This window comes from Bacillus sp. MBGLi79, from assembly GCF_002953915.1.
Map to the genome: position 1 here is coordinate 4,535,445 of NZ_CP026521.1, position 20,175 is coordinate 4,555,619.

A 20,175-nucleotide genomic window follows, 5' to 3' on the forward strand; every position below is an offset into this window, starting at 1 on the left:
GAATAACTATGAAACTTTTACATGCTATTCAAACACATGCGGAAACTTATCCGCAAACCGATGCCTTCCGCTCTCAAGGCCAGTCGCTCACGTATCAGGAGTTATGGGAGCAGTCTGACCGCGCGGCTGCCGCGATCCAAAAACGCATTTCTGGGGAAAAGAAATCTCCTATCCTTGTGTACGGCCATATGGAGCCGCACATGATCGTTTCCTTCTTGGGAAGCGTCAAAGCGGGACATCCTTATATTCCGGTTGATCTGTCCATTCCGGCTGAACGGATTGCGAAAATTATCGAAAGCTCTGGAGCAGAGTTGCTGATCCATGCAGCCGGACTTCCAATTGATGCAGTCAGCCAGCAGATTCAAGCCGTTTCAGCGGAAGAACTGCTGGAAAACGAAGGCGGCTCTGTCACCGAAGATCAATGGGTCAAAGAACACGAAACGTTTTATATCATTTACACTTCTGGAAGCACAGGAAATCCGAAAGGCGTGCAGATTTCCGCTTCTAACCTTCAAAGCTTCACAGACTGGATTTGTGCAGACTTCCCAGTCAACGGCGGAAAAACATTTTTAAACCAAGCGCCATTCTCATTTGATTTATCTGTCATGGACCTATATCCGTGCCTGCAATCAGGCGGGACTTTACATTGCGTGACAAAGGATGCTGTGAATAAGCCGAAAATCTTATTTGAAGAGCTGAAGAAGTCCGGGCTGAATGTGTGGACATCAACACCTTCTTTTGTGCAAATGTGCTTGATGGACCCGGGTTTTTCACAGGACCTGCTGCCTGGTGCGGACACATTTATGTTTTGCGGAGAGGTTCTTCCCGTTTCTGTGGCAAAAGCGCTGCTTGAGCGTTTTCCGAAAGCAAAGATTTTTAATACGTACGGCCCGACTGAAGCGACAGTGGCTGTCACATCGGTTGAAATTACGGATGACGTGATCAGCTGCAGCGAATCGCTTCCAGTGGGCTTCGCCAAACCAGATATGAACATTTTCATTATGGATGAACAGGGACAGCCGCTTCCTGATGGAGAAAAAGGGGAAATCGTCATTGCAGGACCGAGCGTAAGCCGAGGCTACCTTGGTGAGCCGGAACTGACGGAAAAAGCGTTTTTCTCTCATGAAGGCCAGTGGGCATACCGGACTGGCGATGCCGGCTTTATTCAAGATGGACAGATTTTCTGCCAAGGGCGTTTGGATTTTCAGATTAAACTTCACGGCTACCGAATGGAACTGGAGGAAATCGAGTTTCATGTCAGACAGTCACAGTACGTTCGCTCTGCTGTCGTGATTCCTTATCAGCCAAACGGAACAGTTGAGTACCTGATCGCTGCTATTGTGCCTGAGGAGCATGATTTCCAGAAGGAATTCCAGCTGACAAGCGCTATTAAAAAAGAGCTTGCCGCTTTTCTTCCGGCATATATGATCCCGAGAAAATTTATCTATCAGGATCACATTCAAATGACGGCTAACGGCAAAATTGACCGAAAACGCATCGGCGAAGAGGTTCTTGTATGACGCCTTACAGCTCGTTTTTATTCTTTATACTGCTTGGCATTCTTCTCCTGCCGACGATCATCCTCGGCTTAAACGGAAAAAGATTTCAAGCATACAACATGTTCATATCTATCATTATATTGGCTTTAATTTTTTCGCACGACTTACATGGGGTCATTGCACTGTGCCTGTTTACAATATGGCAGGTGCTCCTGGTCAGCGGCTATCTGGCATACCGGCAGAAAGCGAACAGCGGCTTTGTGTTTTGCGGGGCTGTTATCGCGTCGATTCTGCCTTTATTTCTGTCAAAAATATGGCCGTTTCTTTCACACCCGCAGCCGCATCATCCGCCGCATAACCTGATCAGCTTTTTAGGGATCTCTTATTTAACCTTTAAAGGCGTTCAGCTGATTATGGAAGCAAGAGACGGACTGCTGAAAGAACAGCTGCCATTGCACCGACTGCTGTATTTCATCCTGTTTTTCCCGACGATCTCCTCCGGTCCGATCGACAGATACCGCCGATTCGTCAAGGATGAACAAAAGGCTTGGACGAAAGAAGAATACGCCGACCTGCTGTATACGGGGATCCATAAAATCTTCATCGGTTTCCTGTATAAATTTATTATCGGCTACGCGATCAATACGTACTTCATCATGAATCTTCACGCAATCACGCACAATAAGATTCTTGGGAACCTGCTGTACATGTACGGCTACAGCATGTATTTATTCTTTGATTTCGCCGGCTACACGATGTTTGCCGTCGGGGTCAGCTACATTATGGGCATTAAATCTCCAGAAAACTTTAATAAACCGTTTATCAGTAAAAATATTAAAGATTTCTGGAATCGCTGGCATATGTCTCTGTCATTTTGGTTCAGAGATTATGTGTTTATGAGATTCGTATTTTGGATGACGAAGAAAAAGTGGATCAAAAACCGCATGGCTGTCTCAAACATCGGGTATTTCCTGCTGTTTATGCTGATGGGGGTTTGGCACGGGCTTGCGCCGCAATATATCATTTACGGCCTTTATCACGCCGTGCTGATGACATGTTACAACTTTTTCGAGAAGTGGAATAAGAAATATAAATGGCTGCCGTCCAACCGCTGGACAACCATTCTTGCTATTGTGATCACGTTCCATTTCGTTTGCTTCGGGTTTTATATTTTCTCAGGAAAACCATTTCATCACCACCATTAAAGGAGATTAGAAAGCTATGGATTTTAAACAAGAGGTATTAGACGTTTTAGCAGAGGTTTGCCAGGATGACATCGTAAAGGAAAATCCTGATATTGAAATTTTTGAAGAAGGTTTGCTTGATTCTTTTGGAACAGTAGAATTGCTGCTTGCGATTGAAAACCGTTTTGATATTTTAGTGCCGATCACTGAATTTGACCGGGACGTTTGGAATACCCCTAACAACATTGTAAATCAGCTGTCTGAGTTGAAATAATGAAAAAGCGTTTTTTCGGTCCAATTATTTTGGCGTTTATTCTATTCGCAGGCGCCATCGCAATTCCATCTTCATGGCTGACAGGCTTCATCACCGATAAGCGTGTGAAAGAGTCAGCAACAGCCTTGAATCCGAGCATGTTTCAAGGGCTATATTTACAAGATCAGATGCTCAAAGATCCGACATATCTTCCGATTTACGGGTCTTCTGAGCTTTCTCGGCTGGACGAGTTCCATCCATCTAATTATTTTCAGGTAAACAATGAGGGATTCACGCCATACCTTGTCGGCAAAGGCGGGTCCCAATCATTGATTCATTCTTTAAACTTCGCTGCCCATATGGATCAGCTGAAAGGCAAAAAAATCGTATTCATCGTGTCTCCGCAATGGTTTATTAAACGCGGGTCTGATGAACAGCATTTCGCGCCGAACTATTCTGCGCTGCAAGGGCTTAATTTGGCGTTTAACGATCAGATCGACCCTGAGATAAAAAAGAAAATGATGAAACGCATGCTGCGCTTTAAGGCTGTGCAAAACGACGCGATCCTTTCCGAGCTGTGCAAAGCAATCGTAAACGGCCAGACGTGGAAAGCGAACGCCCTAAAGCCGGCAGCGAAAGTGTATTACAGCATGCTGGAAAAGAAAGATCTGTATTATTCAACGACAGAATCATCCGGACCAAAGCGTTATATCTCGCAGTCAGTAAAGGATAAATCATGGTCTGAACTGAATAAACTGGCAGATCAATCGGGCAAACGCCACTCCGGGTCTAACGATTTTCGTATCGACAACCCTGTCTATAAAAAGCTGAAGCCGAAAGTGCCTAAGCTGAAAGGGAAAAACAAAGGAAGATCGTATGCGGTGTCACCGGAATATGGCGACTTTGAAATGATGCTCGATATCCTGAAGGATGCGGGCGCAGAGCCTATGTTTGTCACCATTCCTGTTAACGGGAAATGGTACGATTACACGGGCTTCCCGAAAAAAGGACGCACTGACTATTACAAAAAGGTAAATAAACAAATCAGAGCGAAGGGCTTCCAGGTTGCTGATTTCTCAGGGCATGAATATGACCCGTATTTCATGAAAGACACCATTCACATCGGCTGGAAAGGCTGGGTGTATGTCGATAAAGCAATTGACGAATTTTATAAAACCGGAAAAGTCACTTCATCCTGAGCATCTCATAGGACGCGGCTGCATATTTCCTGCTAAGATTTGAAATAGTAAAGGAATCACAGCCAACTTAATTAAGAGGTGTTACATCCAATGAAGATGACAGGCAATACGGTTTTAATCACAGGGGGTTCTGCTGGCATCGGGCTTGAACTTGCCAAGCGCCTGCTGGAGCTCGGCAATGAAGTTATCATTTGCGGACGCAGCGAAGCACGTCTTGCAGAAGCGAAGCAGCAGCTCCCAAACATCCATACAAAGCAATGTGATGTTGCAGACCGTTCGCAGCGGGAAGCATTGTATGAATGGGCTTTAAAGGAATATCCGAACTTGAATGTTCTCGTCAACAACGCCGGCATTCAAAAGGAAATTGACTTTAAAAAAGGGACAGAGGAGCTTTTTGTGGACGGTGATGAAATTGAACTTAATTTCCAAGCGCCTGTCCATTTATCCGCCCTTTTCACACCTCATTTGATGAAGCAGCCCGAGGCGGCAATCGTTCAGGTCACATCCGGGCTTGCGTTTAACCCGTTAGCTGTTTATCCGGTGTACTGCGCAACAAAAGCGGCACTTCACTCGTTCTCGCTTACGCTCAGACACCAGCTCCGCGACACGAGCGTGGAAGTGATTGAAATGGCACCTCCTATGGTGGACACGGGCTTAAACCAAAAATCACGCGATAAACAAGGCCTGACGTACCGGGGCATTTCATCTGAAGAATATGTTCAATATTTCTTGGACGGCTTGAAGGAAGGCAAACAGGAGATTACAAATGAACGTGTTGAAGGTCTTCGTGATGCCACTCGCGCCGATTATGACAGGTTATTCGAGCAAATGAACACGCAGGAGAATTAATTTCTCCTGCTTTTTTCATATGAATTTCTTACAAATTTGAGCAAACCTATTGCGATTATTTGTTGAAGGTATACAATAGAATATAATTATTTTCAAATAAGTTTGATAATATAAACAATTTAACAGCAGGGAGATTGACCATGACTAAACAAACAATTCGCGTTGAATTGACATCAACAAAAAAACCGAAACCAGACCCAAATCAGCTTTCGTTCGGAAGAGTGTTTACAGACCACATGTTTGTAATGGACTATGCCGCAGATAAAGGTTGGTACGATCCAAGAATCATTCCTTATCAGCCCTTATCAATGGATCCGGCCGCAATGGTCTATCACTACGGCCAAACCGTGTTTGAAGGGTTAAAGGCTTACGTGTCAGAGGATGACCATGTTCTGCTTTTCAGACCGGAAAAAAATATGGAACGCCTGAATCAATCAAACGACCGCCTCTGCATCCCGCAAATTGATGAAGAACAGGTTCTTGAAGGCTTAAAGCAGCTTGTCGCAATTGATAAAGACTGGATTCCAAATGCGGAGGGCACGTCCCTTTACATCCGTCCGTTCATCATCGCAACCGAGCCTTTCCTTGGTGTTGCGGCATCTCATACGTATAAGCTCTTGATCATTCTTTCTCCGGTCGGCTCTTATTACAAAGAAGGCATTAAGCCGGTCAAAATCGCTGTTGAAAGTGAATTTGTCCGTGCGGTAAAAGGCGGAACAGGAAATGCCAAAACCGCAGGAAACTATGCTTCAAGCTTAAAAGCGCAGCAGGTAGCCGAAGAGAAAGGATTTTCTCAAGTACTCTGGCTGGACGGCATTGAGAAGAAATACATCGAAGAAGTTGGAAGCATGAACATCTTCTTCAAAATCAACGGTGAAATCGTAACACCGATGCTGAACGGGAGCATCCTGGAAGGCATTACGCGCAATTCAGTCATCGCCTTGCTTAAGCATTGGGGCCTTCAAGTTTCAGAACGAAAAATTGCGATCGATGAGGTCATCCAAGCCCATAAAGACGGCATCCTGGAAGAAGCCTTCGGAACAGGTACAGCAGCTGTTATTTCCCCAGTCGGCGAGCTGATCTGGCAAGGTGAAACACTGTCAATTAACAATGGTGAAACAGGGGAAATCGCAAAAAAATTATATGACACGATTACAGGCATTCAAAAAGGCGCTGTCACAGACGAATTGGGATGGACGACCGAAGTTGCAGCACTGACTGAAAGCAAGTAAGAAAAAAGCCGGCCCATTACAGGCCGGCTTTTTTACGCTTCAATTTTATTGAAGAACTGCGGCAGATACGCTTTGTGCGCCTCCAGCATGTCGTCTAAAATCTGTTTGGCCACAGTATCGGACGGGACAAGCGGGTTAATCGTCATGGCAAGGAGGGCGGTTTGATAGTCACCTGTAACTGCCGCTTCTGCTGCGACACGCTCAAAGGATTTGATTTGCTGGACGAGGCCTCGGACAGACACCGGCAAGTCGCCGACAGCAATTGGCTTAGGGCCTGTTTTCGTCATCACACAGTTCACTTCAACTGCGGAATCGTCCGGAATGCTCGCTATTGCACCATTATTGATCGTGTTCACCGGCTGAATGTCATGTTTATCATTGTAAATGGAGCTGATTAGGTTACATGCTGCATCACTGTAGTAAGCTCCGCCCCGTTTTTCCAGCTGCGGCGGTTTGATCGCAAGGTTCGGATCTTTATAGAGCTCAAACAGCTCTTTTTCGACCTTTTGCACGACTTCAGCGCGGGTGCCCTCCGTTTGTGATGCTTCCAGTTCGTGCTCCAGCATCTCTTTTGTTTTGAAATAGTAACGGTGATAGCCGCAAGGGATGACATTGAGCGCTTTTAAGAAATCCGGTTCCCATTCGGCGCCTGAGATATTTTTCATTGTCATCGCGTTTTTCGGGTCGCCCATCGCCTCGATGACTTGCTCCTTCACACTTACGCCGTCCAAGAAAACATCCAGCCCAAATACCATATGGTTCAGTCCGGCGAATTGGACTTCTACGCGGTCCACATCTACATCAAGCGCTTTGGCTACGCCCATTTTGATGCCGATTGGAACATTACAGAGACCGACGACTTTCTTCAGGTTGGAGTAGCGAAGCAAGGCTTCTGTTACCATGCCGGCAGGGTTTGTGAAGTTAACAAGCCAAGCGTTCGGGCAAAGCTCTTCTATGTCCTTTGCGATCTCAAGGATGACCGGAATTGTGCGCAATCCTTTAAACAGGCCTCCCGGGCCGTTTGTTTCCTGGCCAATCACTCCGTATTTTAGCGGAATGCGCTCATCCTTTGCTCTTGCCTGCAAAAGTCCGACACGGAATTGGGTCGTGACAAAGTCTGCGTCTTTCAGCGCTTTTCTCCGGTCGAGCGTAAGATGAATGTCGATCGGGACGCCAGCTTTTTCAACCATCCGTTTGGCGAGTGTGCCGACAATATTCAGCTTTTCTTCGCCCTCGGGGATATCGACGAGCCATAATTCGCGCACAGGCAGCTCATCATACCGTTTAATAAACCCTTCCACTAGCTCGGGCGTATAGCTTGAACCTCCGCCAATCGTTACAATCTTCAATCCTTTTGTCATATGCTTGCTCCCCTTTGCTCGGTGATTTTTTCATATAACTCAATGATCTCTGCAGCCATATCCTTCACTGTCATTGCATTCATTAAATGATCCTGTGCATGAACCATCAGAAGCGTCATTTCCGTCTTTTCTCCGCTCGCTTCATTTTGGATCAGCTCTGTCTGATAATGATGGGCTTTTGACAATTCTTCAGCAGCGTCTTGAAGCTTTTTCCGCGCTTCTTCTGCGTCACCGCTTTTCGCAGCGGCAATGGCCTCCATTGCGGAGCTCCTACCGTTTCCTCCGTGAAGGATGATTTGAAAAATGATTTGTTCCATTTCCTCATTCACGCGATTCACTTCCTTTCTCTACAGAGCCGCTTCTTTGTCATCTGATGCTGCAGGCGTTTGGACCAGCTCCAGATCGTTTTCTTCTTTCAGCTTCTGCTTATCCCACATTCTGAAGAATGGATAGTAGACAACAAAGGACACGGCAATATTAATGGCTTGCATGACCGCACCTGAGACTTTTCCTCCTGTCGCCAAGTAGCCTGAAAAGATCGGCGGCATGGTCCACGGCACTGCGATACCCGCCGGTTTTGCGACAAGGCCGGTGCTCATTCCGATGTACGTAAGTGTCACTGTGACAAGCGGTGTGATGATAAACGGAAGTAAGAGCATTGGGTTCATGACGATCGGCATTCCGAATATAATCGGTTCGTTAATATTGAAGATGGCCGGTCCGACCGCAAGCTTCCCGAGCTGCTTCATTTGTTTGCTTCGGGCGCGCAGGAACATCGTGACAACCAGTGCCAATGTGGCGCCGCTTCCGCCGATATTGACCCAGATATCGAAAAATTGCTGGGTGAAAATCTTAGGAAGCTCCTCACCGGCTTGGAAGGCGATCCGGTTGGCATCCATTGCGCCGTACCAAATCGGTGCCATGACGCCGCCGACAATGTTTGCACCGTGAAGGCCGCAGGCCCATAAAAGCATTTTGACGGCTTCGGCGACAAGGCTTCCTCCAAGGCTTCCTCCCAGAATGGAAAGCGGAGTCCCCAATAAAACGCTTACAATATTATGAAGGCTTTCAAACGGTGTCGCTTCAACAATCAGCCGGGCTGCCCAAATCAGGAAGATGACGGCAAAGCCGGGGATTAACGCGACAAATGACTTGCTTACCGCCGGCGGGACACCGTCCGGCATTTTGAAGACTAAATTGCGCTGGATAATAAGGCGGTAAATCTCTGTGGACACCATTGCGATAATCATGGCGACAAATAAGCCTTTGCTTCCCATGAGCGAAAGCGGAATCCCGCCGCCAACCATGATTTCTTTCGTCGCGCCATCCGGCATAAACGGCACTTGATAAGGTGTTGCTAATAAAAATGCCGCAAGGGAAATGGCTCCGGCCGACAAGGCATCAACACCGTATTTCTCGGCGAGCCGGTAGGCAATGCCGAACGCGGCGACAAGACCCATAATTTCAAAGGTCGCGTCGACTGGGTAGGCCAGTTTTTCAGACCAGGAGCTGCCAAACGTTTTTGCCATAAACTCAGCGTATCCCGGGATCGGGAGGTTGCCAATGATGAGGAAAAAGGAACCGATGATAATCAGGGGCATCGTGAGGATGATACCATCACGCAGCGCCTGCAAATGACGCTGTCCCGCAATTCTTCCCGCTATAGGCATGACCTTTTCTTCTAAGATCTGATTGACTTTATTCACATAGCCCGCCCCTCTCTATGACACATGTCCAAGCTGTTCAGCTGATTTCAGCACTTCCGCCCCGTTGCACGTGCCATAATGGACGGTATTAATGACGTCTACCGGAACCCCCTTTGACTCTCCTAATTTTTTGAGCTGCGGAAGCATGTAACGGACTTGCGGACCGAGAAGCAATACATCCGCTTTATCGATATGATTTTGTACAGAATCGCCTGAAACTGCCCAAATGGTATAGTCTTTTCCCTGTTCCTGCGCACTTTTTTCCATCTTGCTCACCAGTAAACTAGTAGACATGCCTGCTGCACAAACGAGTAATATATTCATGTAAAAGACCCCCTAGAGTTTGATCAATTTTGTAATGTCCTGCTGTTGCTATCATCATATTATGAAATCGCTTTCATAAACACTCAGGGTTTTTCCGCAGGCAACGGAAAAAAGGTATATACAGGCTGTCAGCTCAGCATTTTTTGGTCAAACACATCCGAAAGCTCTTGATATGAACGGCATTTGATCAGCTGGTTCACCGCCGCCGGGTCATCCAAAATGCTGCCAAGCAGTTTATACATGCTTTGCAAATCCGCTTTGTTCTCCTTTTCGACACAAAGCAGACAGACAAACTGAACTCGCTGACTCTCCCAATCGATCGGTTTTTTGAGCGTACAAACGGCCCAAAACGTTGTTTTCGTCTGCGGAACAAGCGGGTGCGGGATGGCAACAAGATTGCCAAAACACGTTGGCGACATGTCTTCTCTTTCAAAAATGGAATCTATGATTTCTTCATCGGCAAAGCCGCATTCGACCGCTTTCTGCCCTAAAAATTGAATCACTTCTTCTTTTGAGCGCAGATCCTCCTGAAAAAAAACGAGTTCTTTTTTTAGGTAGCGATTGGCTTTTTCCTTTTCATCACTCAGAATAGATTCTATTTTTGTAAAGTCAGTTCCGCCTAAGATGGTGTTAACCTTCAGTACTGGTACAGGGAGCTCTTTTTTAATCGGAATGGTGCTGATGACAAAATCAATTGATTCGTAGGACATTTGATCAAGACTATAATACTCAGCCGTTCCAAGAATATCGAGCCGCTTGCCGAAATGGGAACGCAGTTTTTCGCGCAGAAGCTGGGCGCTTCCGGCTCCCGATGCGCATACAATGATACAGCGTTTCGGCGGGCTTTCTGTTTTTTTTCGTTCAATCGCGGCGCCAAAGTGGAGAGCCAAATATCCAATTTCGTTTTCATGAATCTCAATACCCGTTTGTTCCTTTATCACGATTCCGGCAATGATCCCGGCTTCAAAAGCGAGTGGATAATGTTCCTTGATCGCTGCCAGCATCGGATTTCGAAGATTCATGCCGTATCGGTTGCGGCTGATCGCCGGCTTCATATGCAGGGCCAAGCCGATTTTCAGCTCTTTGTCATGCAGGATGCCAAGCTTCAGTTCACGATCAACAGCTTTGATCATGGCAAGTGTCAGCTGATCGGTTTCCTCTTCTATTGAAAATGTGTCCTCTCCGCATTGTGATTGTGTCATTCGTTTTGTGCCAAGGAGATGCATGGTGATGTAGGCCGTCTCGTCTTTCGGAAACGTAACGGCAAGCGCTGATTCCAGCTCTTTTACGATGGCTTCTGCAGCCTGGTACTCCTTTTGATGCAGGATATGATCCATATCTTTCGGGAAAAGAGATACATAGTTTTCCGTTCTGATCCGTTTACAGGCGATAGCGATATGGATAATGAGGTTATTCAGTCCCATGTTGGACAGAGGGATGCGGTCGTTTTTCATTTTTTTCAAGATGGCGAAACGGATGATCTCAATTTCTTCTTTTGGCAAAATATCAGCCTTTTCATTTAAAACATCTATCTCCGTTTCTCTTTCATCGACAATGTACTCCGCCATGCAGTACCTCATCTGCACCTCGTCCCCGCGCAGCTTGAAGCCGTAATTCGGACGTGTTTCCATGACGATGCGGTAAGGCAGCAGACGTTTCTTTACTTCCTTTAAATCCGTTTGGAGTGTAGATTTTGAGATAAATAGTTCTTCAGCAAGTTCATCGAGCTTGAGATAATGGTCCGCCAGCAGCAGACGTTTCATAAGATAGGCCATTCTCTCCTCCGGCAATACCGGCAGGCCCTTTTTTTGCTGAAATTCATCTTGCAGCAGTGTTCTGAATACTTGCTCGTCATCAATGCGGAGCTTGTAGCCGGAGCCTCTTACCGATTGTACAAAGGCACCGTGACCGCTTAGCACACCTTGAAGTTCCTTTATATCATTGCGGACTGTCCGCGTCGTTACGTTTAACTGCGCGGCAAAAAACGAACTTGTCACCGGGGCTTCAGCCGCCATCAGCAAGCGCAGAATATCACGTAGTCGCCCATGAAGCATGAGAAAAACCTCCTAACTAGTAGATGCAGGGATTCAGTGAATAGGCAGAAAGGATGATGAAGGGATGCGAAATGTATATAAATTCTATAATGGAGAGAATGGCAAGTCAATGAACATCCGGAGGACTAGAGGGAAAACTGACCTATAAAAAAACAGCCGGGATCAGCCGGCTGTTCTAGATGCGGACATATTCTTTTGTTTAGACGCCTTGCGATCCTTCATGATTTTTCGAACAATCGGGTAAATGACCGGCGCCCATTTGATAACGGTTTTGATCATCTTTTTCAAAGCTCCGATTCTCCCTTCTTTTTTCTCAACCATTCCCCTGATTGCCTCTTCCTTAAACATGCTAACGCGACACGTACCTGTTTCCCGTCACCCAGAAACGCCATGGATAATCGCGTGCCTCCCCGCTGTTGTCAATGCCGATGCGCGGGCCGGTTGAAATTGCTTCCGGTGTGTACCCGCTTTCGATGTAAAGCGGCTGTTCCGTGATCCAGCGTCCGTAGTCATTCATCGTAACGCCAAGCGCTTTCGTCAGCTTTCCGGGTCCGTTTGTCCATTCCCTCGGACTCCTGCCCGGCCTTCTCTCCTCCATTAACAGCTGGCCTTCATGCGGCTCAATCGCCCTGATTAATACCGCTTGCGGAACATCCTCTTCCGCGGCAACGACATTCAGCAATGTATGGGTGTGCATCACATATGTATATACCCGCCCAGCTTCTGCAAACATGATCTCAGTCCGCTTCGTCCGGCGGTTGTTAAAGCTGTGGGCCGCTCTGTCTCCAGCCCCCATATAGGCCTCTGTTTCCACAATATAGCCTGACGCTGTGCCTTCGTCTGTTTCTTTTACAAGAAGGCAGCCTAGAAGCGATGGGGCAAGCTCAAGAGCGGTTTTTTGATAAAACGTGATGGGCAGCGGATTTTTTTCTCTCGTCACGAATCGACCTCTCCTTTTACCGATTTTTGTACATTGTACCATTCCCGAAGCAGATGAAAAAAAACGGCTGTTTTAAAATCTTTCCATTCAGGGAATATTGTTACCGTTCAAAAAAGGAGGGTCAACCCATTGAAAGATGATCATCATAACAAGCAGCACGGATCAAATGCCCGGGGCAGCGAGGATGCGCTTTCTCATAAGACATCCGGGAAAAATGAGTCAGAGGATACCTTAACGAATAGGCAGGGGCATCCTGTTACTGACAACCAAAATGTGAGAACCGTCGGGAACAGAGGGCCTACAACGCTTGAGAACTATGATTTTCTCGAAAAAATCAGCCACTTCGACCGAGAACGCATCCCAGAGCGCGTTGTTCATGCCAGGGGAGCAGGTGCACACGGGTATTTTGAAGCGTACGGAAGCTTCGGAGACGAACCGATTTCAACATATACCCGGGCCAAACTCTTTCAGGAAAAAGGCAAGAAAACACCGGCATTTGTCCGTTTTTCAACTGTGAATCATGGAAAACACTCGCCTGAAACATTGAGAGACCCGCGCGGTTTTGCTGTAAAGCTATATACAGAAGACGGAAACTGGGATTTGGTCGGGAACAACCTGAAAATCTTTTTTATCCGCGACCCGCTGAAATTTCCGGATCTTGTACATGCATTTCAGCCTGATCCAGTGACCAACATCCAGGATGGTGAACGTATTTTCGATTTCATTTCTCAATCTCTAGAAGCGACACACATGATCACCTTCTTGTTTTCGCCTTGGGGCATTCCGGCCAACTACCGGCAAATGCAGGGTTCAGGCGTACATGCCTATAAATGGGTGAATGAGGAGGGCAAGGCTGTTCTCGTGAAATACCATTTTGAACCGAAGCAGGGCATCCGCAACCTGACACAGAAGGAAGCAGAAGAGATTCAAGGGAAAAACTTTAACCATGCCACACAGGATTTATATGACGCGATTGAAAATGGCGATTATCCAGAGTGGGAAGTGTATGCACAAATCATGAGCGATGATGAGCATCCTGAACTGGACTTTGATCCTCTTGATCCGACAAAACTGTGGTATAAAGACGATTTTCCATGGAAACCGATCGGCAAATTGGTTCTGAACAAAAATCCGGAAAACTACCATGCGGAAGTGGAGCAAGCTTCATTTGGAACGGGGGTGCTTGTCGACGGGCTTGATTTTTCAGACGACAAATTGCTCCAGGGGCGTACGTTTGCCTACTCTGATACGCAGCGCTACCGTGTAGGCGCAAATTACCTGCAGCTTCCGATCAACTCGCCGAAAAAGCATGTCGCCACCAACCAGGAAGGCGGGCAGATGCAATATCGGGTCGATAGAGCAGAAGGACAAAACCCGCACGTCAACTATGAGCCATCCATTATGGGCGGGCTGAAGGAAGCGAAGCAGGACGGAAAAGACCATACGCCGCATGTCGAAGGTGATGTAAAGCGTGAAGCGATTGACAGAACAAACAACTTCGGACAGGCTGGAGAAACGTACCGGAGATTTACTGAATTTGAGCGGAACGAATTGATTACGAATTTGGTGAATACGCTTTCTACGTGCCGAAAAGAAATTCAGGATCAAATGATTGAGAATTTCACAAAAGCTGATCCTGACTACGGAAAACGTGTAGCAGAAGGGCTAAAAAAGGTTTCCGAAAACAACAGCAACGGGCCGATCGGCACAACTGAAACGGAACAGGCTGCAAAGCAGGCTGAACAGGAGAGCCATCCATCTGATCCGTATTAACAACAGCGAACAGGGCTTTTTTTGAAGCCCTGTTTTTTTATTTTTCTATTGAAACGCTTTCAACAATTGTGTTGTACTGGAAGGAAAGGGGTGGAGAGATACGATGGAATTACAGCAGGACTTGATTCCTCAGAAAAAAACAATCGGCGCTTTAGATCACGCCGTTTTTTTATGCATGGTATTTTGTTTCTGGTTTTCAGGCTATATTTACGTTCCTGTATTCAGTCTGTATTTGGAGGATCTGCACTTTTCATATGGCGCAATCGGCATCATTCTCGGCAGCTACGGGGTCACGCAAATCCTTCTGCGATTCCCGCTCGGCCTTGTGTCAGACATCCTGTTTTCCTTGCGCAAGCAATTGTTAATTGCCGGGTTCGGCTTTTCCGTCCTCAGCAGCCTGCTTTTTCTGATGTTTGATTCTTTCTTCTTCGTGCTGGCCGCCCGGCTTTTCGCGGGAATCACTGCTTCTATGTGGGTGATGGCGACCATTTTATACGCACATTATTTCAACAATGGCAATGCATCAAAAGCAATGGGCATCATGCAGTTTTTTACCGTCATGCCTCAGTTTGCCAGCATTGTGTTCTGCGGGCTTGCGGCAGCCCATTTAGGCAGGCAGGTCCCGTTTTGGATGGCGCTGGCAGCTTCTGCCGCAGGTCTGGTGATCTGCTGCTTTATTAAGGATCCGTCTGCTCCTCCCGCAAACCGTGGCACCATTCGTGTCAATCAGTACATCAAAGATACATTGCGGCTGCCAAAGCTGAAGCTTTTCACCATCCTGTCTATGACGGCCCATGCCGTATTATTTATCACAGTGTTTGGTTTTACGCCGCTTTACATGAATCAGCTCGGAATGGGCGACGCGGAGCTGCTTTGGGTGATGAGCGCCTTTTTCCTCCCACACGCAGCCGCCACATTAAGCTTTGTGTTTCTGCGCTTTACAAGCCGTATCGCTTACTCCGTGATGCTCATTAGTTTCGCTGTCACCGGGGTCTGTTTACTATACGTTCCTTTTTCAGCTGCATTGTTCACGGTTTGCATCACACACGCCTGTATCGGACTGGCGCTCGGCTTCGTTTTTCCTCTGCTGCTAAGCCATGTCGTCGAAATCAGTTCTGCCCGATTAAAAATGTCAGTGATGGGGTTTTATCAATCATTTTATGCGCTAGGCATCTTCCTCGGGCCCCTTCTTGCCGGAAAAATCGCACAGCTTATCGGGCTTGCGGGAGTTTTTTATGGAGCCGGGTCTCTGGCATTTGCCGCCTTTTTTGTGATGCTTGCGCAAAAACGTAACATGATCAATTAATAGCTTTCATACCGCCGGAAGCGCCACACAGAAAACACGGCCAGAAGCATGATGCACAGAATGGAGAAAGTGAGTGACCATCCGAAAAAATCTGCCCGCTCTCCATGAAGAAGGATATGCTCCGCCTGCTTGCAAATCTCAGCCGGAAGCCACTTCGCACCATCTGGAAATAGTGAAACAGCAAAGGAAACGGCTGCTGTGAGCCCGATCCCGCAAGCCGCAGCTGCTCCGACAGACCGGAATATCGTACTTCCGGCAAGGCCGGCGGTCACAATAAATATCACCCAAAGCGCGTAAAGGCCAAGGCTTGCGGCAAAGCGGCTGAATGATGCGTCCTCAAACAGCAGCCGAACGTAATAATAAGCAAGCCCGTATCCAGCTGCAAACGACATAATGCCGATCACGCTTTGGATGAGCCATTTACTCACGATATAATGGGCTGCCGTCACAGGCCGCGACATAATCAGCGCTGTTACCCCTTGATTTCTTTCATTGGCTACACTGCCCATCACGCTAAAGATGACCAGAGCCATGCCAAGCGTGTTGAATTGAGAAAGCGTGCTGACCATCACTTCAGACCCGGAGGGCGTCGTAAAACTAATTTTCATGCCGTCAGGAAGGTTCCCTCCATGTGCGATGATTTCCGGCATATAATAAATGGTCAGCGGCTGTGTCAGCCCGACGATCATCATCGCAATCGGCAGCCAAATCAGCTTGCCGCTTTTCCATCCTTCCAGCCACTCCTTCTGCAATAGCGCCATCATCACCTTCATGCGTGCACCACCTTTAGATAGACGTCTTCTAGAGACTCCGTTTTCTGTTCAAATCGGGTGACGGTCAATCCCTTTCGGATACAGTCACTTAATAATGACCGGCCAGCGTGTATATCAGGCAGCTCGAAAACAGCTTGGGACGGATTCTTATAGACAATAGCTGAGACGTAAGGCTTCTCTTCAAGCCAGCCTTCCAGCTTCTCTTTCACTGAAAGGGTAAAAACGTTCGTTTGCTGCTGTTGTTTCAGCTCCTGTAACTCGCCTTTCCATGAAATTTCACCGTTTTTCATAATCACCACTTGATCACACACCTGCTCTGCATCGTGCAAAACATGTGTAGAAAACAGAACGGCCATATGCTTTTTCAGCTCCCGCATCATGTCCAGCACCTCGAACCGCCCTGTCGGATCAAGTGCAGACACCGGTTCATCCAATATCAAAAACTTCGGTTTATGGAGCAGTGCCTGTGCCAGACCGAGTCTTTGTTTCATGCCTCCTGAATAGCCCCCGATCCTTTTGTGCGCCGCTTCGTGCAAACCGACAAATTCCAGCATCTCACCGATTTCCTCTTGGCATTTTCTCTTCGAAAGGCCGGACAGTCTCCCCGCAAATGTCAAAAATTCATTTGCGGTCATCCACGAATAAAAAGCAGGATACTGAGGGAGGTACCCAATCAAACGCCGATCCAGCTTTTTTTCTCCTAACAGCTTAATGTTTCCGGAGGTTGGCGAAAGCAGTCCGGCCAGCATTTGCAGAGTCGTGGTTTTGCCGGCTCCATTAGGTCCTAATAGTGCGACACACTCATTTTCATTCACATGAAAACTGACATTCTTTACAGCTTCATGATGCCTGTACGATTTGCATAATGATTCAATAGACAGCATATCGGCTTACCTCTGCTTTCTGCCGACGGTAAAAAACAAAATCGGCCCGATAATATTGATACATACGATGATTGCAGCCCACATCCACTTTGGCCCGTTCGTCCGCTCTTCTTTTATACAGCTGATGAGGGCAAACACCGCCAAAGCCAGCTGTAATACAATCAGCGGCAAAATCATTTCCCAAGAAATATTCATTGCTTGATCCCCCTTTTCTTCCGATCCGGCCTAATGACAAAAAAGTAATAACAAATCAGAGGCATCGGTGCTTGAATCAATCCGACAATCCCCCAAACCCATGCCATGTGATTACGTTTTTTCGCATCAATAAATAAAAAGATTCCCTGCGCCAATACGATGAGACAAGCCGCAACCGTTATGATAATTTCTGTTTGTGTCATCCGCGTTTCACCTCGCATTCGCCGAGATGCCTTTTTTTCTCAGCCGCAATCAAAATCGGCAGCACCGCAAGCACACAAACCTGAAGCACAATAAACACAGCAGGAGCTTGAGTGAAAGCTAAGATTGCAGCACTCACAACCATCAGCGCGCAGAATACAAATAAAATGATCTCTTGAAGAAGTTTTTTTCTATATTCAGCTTTCATTTGTGACAGCTGGTGAAGCAGTTCTTTTTGAGTCGGTATAGAGGGATTGGCTGTTTGATCAATTTTTTTCCATTCTGACTTTAAATGATCAGAAAGCTTTTCTTTATTCATCGTCCCACTCCTTTCTGATTTGCTGGAGCCCTTTATGAACTCTGGACTTTACAGTGCCTTCTTTGATTTGAAGCATCACCCCGATTTCAGCGTAGGTATAGCCGTAGTAATGCCTTAATAAAACCGGTGTGCGCAGTTTAGGGTCCAGCTTTGAAAACAGATCGAGCGTTTCGCTCCACTCTGCCCCTTTCGCCGACACGTCCCACTTGATCTTGCGGATTGTTTCCTCCGTAACTGTCTGATTCCGTTTCCATTCTCTCTTTCTCTTTTTCTGGTGATCGAGATAGAGCCGCGATGCAATGGAGATCAGCCATGTGGAGAATTTTGAACGGCCCTGAAAGCTTCTTAAATGGATGTACCCTTTCAGAAAGGTTTCCTGAACAAGTTCCTCGCTGAGATCGGGGTGAAGGGAAAGCTTTAACAAGTATTTATATAAGAAAGAATAGTGATAGTGGAAAAGGGCTGTAAACGCCTCGTCGTTTCCCTCTTTCGCCTGCTGGATCAGCCGCTGTTCTTCTTGTGTATCCAATGACCGTGATCCCCCCTTTTTTGTTTTTCTGCCTTATGAGACGACACCGGATTCAAAAGCGTTCATCTTTTTTACAATTCTTTTCAGCCATTGACAGATCAGGCTTCCCGGCCGTTTGGCTGCATATCCTTATTTGTAAACCCCCTTATAGTCTGTTAAGCTAAGACTTTATGTCGATTTCAAAAAAACATCCAATATGGAGGACGATGCATTGAAAGTAGAAAGGCGAACGATTGAATATATTCCGAATGAAGAAAGACATGGTAAAGCGAAAGATTTATTTCCCGTATGGTTCGGGGCTAATATGCATATCACCACGTTAGTGACCGGCACGATTCCCGTTGCAATGGGACTTAATCTGTTTTGGAGTGTTGCCGCTATTATTTGCGGAACCTTAATCGGTGCCATATTTATGGCGTCTCATTCCGCGCAAGGCCCTCAGCTAGGCATCCCGCAAATGATTCAAAGCCGTGCCCAATTCGGCGTAATCGGAGCGATTCTTCCCCTCTTCTTAGTCATGTTTATCTACCTTGGTTTCTTCGCAAGCAGCACGATTCTGGCGGCCGGAACCTTAAGCAGCTTTGTTCCCATCCCGGGATCATGGAGCATTATAGGCTTAAGCGCCGTATGTTTTTTACTCACCATTTTCGGCCATGATTTGATTCACAAAATGCAAAAAATCCTTTCTTGGACCTCTTTTGCTGTATTTTTTGCTGCAACGATTCTCATTTTTCAATTGCCGATTCCAGCAGGCAGCTGGATTCCCGGAGCGATTGATCTGCCAATTTTCTTGGTGGCAGTCAGCGCAGTTGCGACGTGGCAGCTTGCCTACGCGCCATATGTTGCCGATTATTCAAGATATCTGCCAGTTAAAACACCGGCTTCAAAAACATTTTGGTACAGCTATGCAGGTACATCTGTCAGCTCCATCTGGATGATGCTGCTCGGCGCATTGCTGACAACCTCACTTCCTGACTTTACGGCAAACTCAGGCAGCCAGATTGTCCAATTGTTCGGTCCCTTCTCGTTTATTATGCTGATCATTGTGTTATTTGGGCAAATGGCAATCAATGTTTTTAACCTGTATGGGGCTTTCATGTCCACGACAACAACGCTGGAGCCATTTCTGAAATTAAAAGTCACGCCCAAAGTCAGAATCATCATGATCCTGGGTGTCACGCTTGTCGGCACAGTCTTAAGCCTACTGGGACAGAGCAATTTTATGGAGCTGTTTTTGAATTTTATCTTTTTCATCAGTTATTTCTTAATTCCGTGGACGGCAATCAATTTAGTCGATTACTACTTCGTCCGCCACGGAAAGTATCAAGTCAAAGCCATGTTCGACGTAAACGGGCCTTATGGAAAGGTCAATTGGATCACCACAATTGCGTTCGTTCTGTCTATCTTGCTGGAAATTCCGTTTATCAACACAAGCTTTTACATCGGACCGCTTGCCAAAATGTTTGGCGGCGGAGACATCGCATGGATTATCGGCTTGGCCGTGCCTTCTGTGCTTTACTATGCATTAATGAAACCGCGTCTGAAAAAACGGGCGGGGTATCAAGAAAAGCTGTCTTCTCTCTGAAGACAGCTT

General features: G+C 46.8%; 22 protein-coding genes. 9 read left to right on the top strand and 13 right to left on the bottom strand.

Annotated elements, in window-relative coordinates; genetic code table 11:
* The first annotated feature begins 8 nt into the window (after positions 1-8).
* The 6 genes from dltA to C1T29_RS23170 all read left to right on the top strand — a co-directional run bounded on the left by dltA (position 9) and on the right by C1T29_RS23170 (position 6,216).
* A complete protein-coding gene (gene dltA, locus C1T29_RS23145) occupies positions 9-1,520 on the top strand; it encodes a D-alanine--poly(phosphoribitol) ligase subunit DltA (protein WP_103749219.1) in 1,512 nt (503 codons plus the stop codon).
* Complete coding sequence (dltB, locus tag C1T29_RS23150; protein ID WP_014665890.1) at positions 1,517-2,704, top strand: D-alanyl-lipoteichoic acid biosynthesis protein DltB; 1,188 nt, start codon at positions 1,517-1,519, stop codon at positions 2,702-2,704. The genes dltA and dltB overlap by 4 nt, the downstream gene beginning before the upstream one ends.
* Before the next feature lie 16 nt (positions 2,705-2,720).
* Positions 2,721-2,957 (top strand): D-alanine--poly(phosphoribitol) ligase subunit 2, encoded by a 237-nt coding sequence (dltC, locus tag C1T29_RS23155; protein WP_003227325.1) that lies wholly within the window; start codon positions 2,721-2,723, stop codon positions 2,955-2,957.
* Complete coding sequence (dltD, locus tag C1T29_RS23160; protein ID WP_103749218.1) at positions 2,957-4,135, top strand: D-alanyl-lipoteichoic acid biosynthesis protein DltD; 1,179 nt, start codon at positions 2,957-2,959, stop codon at positions 4,133-4,135. Before dltC ends, dltD begins: the two co-directional genes overlap by 1 nt.
* Before the next feature lie 90 nt (positions 4,136-4,225).
* Positions 4,226-4,984, top strand: a complete 759-nt coding sequence (locus tag C1T29_RS23165; protein WP_015385019.1) for an SDR family oxidoreductase — start codon at positions 4,226-4,228, stop codon at positions 4,982-4,984.
* Positions 4,985-5,124: 140 nt separating this feature from the next.
* Entirely contained in the window at positions 5,125-6,216 is a 1,092-nt protein-coding gene (locus C1T29_RS23170; RefSeq protein ID WP_103749217.1) for a branched-chain amino acid aminotransferase, read from the top strand.
* Positions 6,217-6,248: 32 nt separating this feature from the next.
* On the opposite strand, the gene licH is transcribed toward C1T29_RS23170, so the two are convergent.
* The 7 genes from licH to C1T29_RS23205 form a co-directional block, all read right to left on the bottom strand.
* Positions 6,249-7,577, bottom strand: coding sequence for a 6-phospho-beta-glucosidase LicH (gene licH / locus C1T29_RS23175; RefSeq protein WP_040081400.1), 1,329 nt, complete (start codon positions 7,575-7,577; stop codon positions 6,249-6,251).
* On the bottom strand, positions 7,574-7,906 hold the full coding sequence (gene licA, locus C1T29_RS23180) for a PTS lichenan transporter subunit IIA (RefSeq protein ID WP_014478379.1): 333 nt from the start codon (positions 7,904-7,906) through the stop codon (positions 7,574-7,576). The genes licH and licA overlap by 4 nt, the downstream gene beginning before the upstream one ends.
* A gap of 18 nt (positions 7,907-7,924) precedes the next feature.
* Positions 7,925-9,283, bottom strand: a complete 1,359-nt coding sequence (gene licC / locus C1T29_RS23185) for a PTS lichenan transporter subunit IIC (RefSeq protein ID WP_015250911.1) — start codon at positions 9,281-9,283, stop codon at positions 7,925-7,927.
* 15 nt (positions 9,284-9,298) lie between these two features.
* A complete protein-coding gene (gene licB / locus C1T29_RS23190) occupies positions 9,299-9,607 on the bottom strand; it encodes a PTS lichenan transporter subunit IIB (RefSeq protein WP_003218755.1) in 309 nt (102 codons plus the stop codon).
* Positions 9,608-9,735: 128 nt separating this feature from the next.
* Positions 9,736-11,661, bottom strand: coding sequence for a transcriptional regulator LicR (gene licR / locus C1T29_RS23195; RefSeq protein ID WP_103749216.1), 1,926 nt, complete (start codon positions 11,659-11,661; stop codon positions 9,736-9,738).
* Positions 11,662-11,823: 162 nt separating this feature from the next.
* A complete protein-coding gene (locus C1T29_RS23200; protein ID WP_009968374.1) occupies positions 11,824-11,982 on the bottom strand; it encodes a hypothetical protein in 159 nt (52 codons plus the stop codon).
* Positions 11,983-12,010: 28 nt separating this feature from the next.
* The gene (locus C1T29_RS23205) at positions 12,011-12,601 is read right to left on the bottom strand and encodes a DNA-3-methyladenine glycosylase (RefSeq protein ID WP_003227303.1); all 591 of its coding nucleotides are present in this window, start codon (positions 12,599-12,601) and stop codon (positions 12,011-12,013) included.
* A gap of 129 nt (positions 12,602-12,730) precedes the next feature.
* On the opposite strand from C1T29_RS23205, the gene katX reads away from it, so the two are divergent.
* Both katX and C1T29_RS23215 read left to right on the top strand, forming a co-directional pair.
* Positions 12,731-14,374 carry a catalase KatX gene (gene katX / locus C1T29_RS23210; protein WP_103749215.1) on the top strand — a complete coding sequence of 548 codons (1,644 nt, stop codon included), beginning with the start codon at positions 12,731-12,733 and terminating at the stop codon, positions 14,372-14,374.
* Positions 14,375-14,477: 103 nt separating this feature from the next.
* On the top strand, positions 14,478-15,680 hold the full coding sequence (locus C1T29_RS23215) for an MFS transporter (protein ID WP_103749214.1): 1,203 nt from the start codon (positions 14,478-14,480) through the stop codon (positions 15,678-15,680).
* Here the strand turns inward: C1T29_RS23215 and C1T29_RS23220 are convergent.
* The 6 genes from C1T29_RS23220 to sigY are packed head-to-tail and all read right to left on the bottom strand — an operon-like array spanning position 15,677 to position 18,581.
* Positions 15,677-16,453 carry an ABC transporter permease gene (locus C1T29_RS23220; protein ID WP_021480961.1) on the bottom strand — a complete coding sequence of 259 codons (777 nt, stop codon included), beginning with the start codon at positions 16,451-16,453 and terminating at the stop codon, positions 15,677-15,679. The genes C1T29_RS23215 and C1T29_RS23220 overlap by 4 nt on opposite strands.
* Complete coding sequence (locus C1T29_RS23225) at positions 16,450-17,337, bottom strand: ABC transporter ATP-binding protein (RefSeq protein ID WP_032725109.1); 888 nt, start codon at positions 17,335-17,337, stop codon at positions 16,450-16,452. Before C1T29_RS23225 ends, C1T29_RS23220 begins: the two co-directional genes overlap by 4 nt.
* A gap of 6 nt (positions 17,338-17,343) precedes the next feature.
* Positions 17,344-17,532, bottom strand: a complete 189-nt coding sequence (gene yxlE, locus C1T29_RS23230; protein WP_003227293.1) for a sigma Y negative regulator YxlE — start codon at positions 17,530-17,532, stop codon at positions 17,344-17,346.
* The gene (gene yxlD, locus C1T29_RS23235) at positions 17,529-17,735 is read right to left on the bottom strand and encodes a sigma Y negative regulator YxlD (protein ID WP_003242917.1); all 207 of its coding nucleotides are present in this window, start codon (positions 17,733-17,735) and stop codon (positions 17,529-17,531) included. The genes yxlE and yxlD overlap by 4 nt, the downstream gene beginning before the upstream one ends.
* Positions 17,732-18,052, bottom strand: coding sequence for a YxlC family protein (locus C1T29_RS23240; RefSeq protein ID WP_032722728.1), 321 nt, complete (start codon positions 18,050-18,052; stop codon positions 17,732-17,734). Before C1T29_RS23240 ends, yxlD begins: the two co-directional genes overlap by 4 nt.
* Positions 18,045-18,581, bottom strand: coding sequence for an RNA polymerase sigma factor SigY (sigY, locus tag C1T29_RS23245; protein ID WP_003243678.1), 537 nt, complete (start codon positions 18,579-18,581; stop codon positions 18,045-18,047). The genes C1T29_RS23240 and sigY overlap by 8 nt, the downstream gene beginning before the upstream one ends.
* 211 nt (positions 18,582-18,792) lie before the next feature.
* On the opposite strand from sigY, the gene C1T29_RS23250 reads away from it, so the two are divergent.
* A complete protein-coding gene (locus C1T29_RS23250; RefSeq protein WP_021480965.1) occupies positions 18,793-20,166 on the top strand; it encodes a cytosine permease in 1,374 nt (457 codons plus the stop codon).
* Positions 20,167-20,175: the final 9 nt, after the last annotated feature.